At 73.5% G+C, this 2,037-nt stretch carries 2 protein-coding genes and 1 pseudogene; 2 read left to right on the top strand and 1 reads right to left on the bottom strand.

The genetic code is table 11. From position 1 onward, the window contains the following. Positions 1–181, top strand: a pseudogene (locus ACO1BR_RS43955) (hypothetical protein); the annotation flags it as partial. Positions 182–399: 218 nt separating this feature from the next. On the opposite strand, the gene ACO1BR_RS43950 reads toward ACO1BR_RS43955, so the two are convergent. Then, a complete protein-coding gene (locus ACO1BR_RS43950) occupies positions 400–861 on the bottom strand; it encodes a cyclic nucleotide-binding domain-containing protein (RefSeq protein WP_426800728.1) in 462 nt (153 codons plus the stop codon). Between the two features lie 478 nt (positions 862–1,339). Here ACO1BR_RS43950 and ACO1BR_RS43945 point away from each other — a divergent pair. Next, on the top strand, positions 1,340–2,037 hold a 698-nt coding region (locus ACO1BR_RS43945), incomplete at its 3' end, for a universal stress protein (RefSeq protein ID WP_426800727.1).

The raw sequence follows: 2,037 nt of genomic DNA, 5'->3' as shown, positions 1-2,037 counted from the left end.
CGAAGTCGTCACCGGCTTCTACGAGTCCCGCACGTTCGAAGAGCAGGCGTACTCGGCCCCCTGGGTAGGCGGCGGCCGGTACCAGTGGATCGCCATCCGGCCAACCCGCCTCAGCGGGCGCCGCATCCGCGTCCCCGGGGCGCCGGCGTCCCCGGCCGGGAGCACCGACGCGGACGCGTGAACCGGCCCTTCATGTCCCAGGCCACGCGCAGCGATCGGCGTGCGGACCGGGTGCCGGTTGAGGCCGCACGCCGCTGTCGGCGGGATCGTTCACGCCGGCGTCGGCGGGGTGCTCACGCTCACGGCGCCGAGATCGACCGCTCGGCGCCGGGTGGCCAGGAGGCGACGGGCGACGACGTCGAGGACCCGGCGGGTCACCACCAGCCCCAGGACCGANGTTCACGCCGGCGTCGGCGGGGTGCTCACGCTCACGGCGCCGAGATCGACCGCTCGGCGCCGGGTGGCCAGGAGGCGACGGGCGACGACGTCGAGGACCCGGCGGGTCACCACCAGCCCCAGGACCGAGTCCGCCTCGCACAGCGCGCGTACCCGGGTCGCGTCGAATTCGTGGGCCCGCACGAGGGTGAACGCCTCCGCCCCCATCCGCCAGCGGTACGGCGGCACCAGCCACGACCAGCCCAGCAGGTCGCCCGGGCCGAGGACATCGACGACCGCCGGCCGTCGGGTCGCTATCCGGATGTCGAGATTGACCGAGCCGGTGCGGATGATCCAGAAGCGGTCGGCGGCACCGCCCTCCTCGAAGATGCGGGTGCCTTCCGCAAAGGACACCTCGTGGGCGAACGCCAGCAGCCGGTCCCTTCCGTTGGGCGGGAGATGTTGCAGCAACGGGGTGGTGGTCATGGCGGATCTCCTGGTTACCGGCCGTGCCGCGACGGCAGCGCCGCGGCCCAAGTCGTCAGGTTGCGGCGTCCGTTCGCCTGTCTGCGGGCCATGAACGGGCCGGCCCGGAGCGGCGGGCCGGCGTCCGACGGCAAGGAGGACCACCCGCTTCTCGCGGGCCCTGATGGCGCGGTGCGCGGTCTCGCTCCGCTCCTCCGCGTCTGCCGTCCTCCCTGTCGCTTTCAGTGAACCGCGCGGAGGTGTCGCGCACGAGTTCCGTCCGGTCCCGTCCCATGGGCCGGACGGCCTTCTCTCCGGGCGGCTCGCCCCTATCGCGCACGGCTGCCCCTGTGGCACGTTCGGCACAAGGCGCCGGGGTGTCCGGAGGCGGCGCCGACGGTGACGGCACACGCCGGCGATCAGCGCGTGGTCCGGAGCCCGACCGCCGGCGCCGCCCGCCGGGGCGGGGAGATCGTCGGACCCCACTGCGAGGTGTGACATGGGCGGCTCGGTCCTCGTCGGACTGGACGGAACCGGGAACAGTGTGCCCGCGGTGCGCTGGGGCGCCGAGGAGGCAGCGGTACGGAACCTTCCCCTCCACCTCCTGCACTCCTGGGTCTCCCAACCCTGGCCCCCCTCCCCGACCCGAGCCGATGCCGAAAAGCGCCGCTACGGAGCCGAAGCACTCAGCCGCGCCGAAACCCTGGTCCGCCAGACGCATCCGGGAATCGCGGTGACCGCCGAGCAGACCTCAGAAGAGGCAGCGGACGCACTGGCGGAACGCAGCAAGGCGGCCACCCTCCTGGTACTCGGATCGCGCGGGCACGACACGATCTCCGGATTCCTCCTGGGCTCCGTGAGCCTGCGGGTGCTCGGGCGCGCGCAGTGCCCGGTGGTCACCGTCCGCGAGGAGGAACCGTCCACCGGCCCCGGACCCGAAATCGTCGTCGGCGTGCAGGAGTTGGGCGCCGAGGGCAACGCCGTACTCGACTACGCCTTCACCACGGCCACGGCCCATCACACGGCGCTACGCGCCGTACGGGCCCGGCCGCCCGACACCCCCCTCGGCGCCCCCGCCACCTCGCCGGGCGCGCCGGCCCCCACGGCGAGCGGCGACGAGGAGTTGCTCTCCATGAGCCTGGCCCTGTGGCGCGAGAAGTTCCCCGACGTGCGGGTGATCGAGGAAGTGACCGACGG

The sequence above is a fragment of the Streptomyces sp. YGL11-2 genome (assembly GCF_050054615.1).
In the GTDB taxonomy this organism is placed as follows: Bacteria; Actinomycetota; Actinomycetes; order Streptomycetales; family Streptomycetaceae; genus Streptomyces.
Note: the sequence above shows the minus strand (reverse complement) of the source record. Positions and strands in the feature narration are given on the sequence as shown.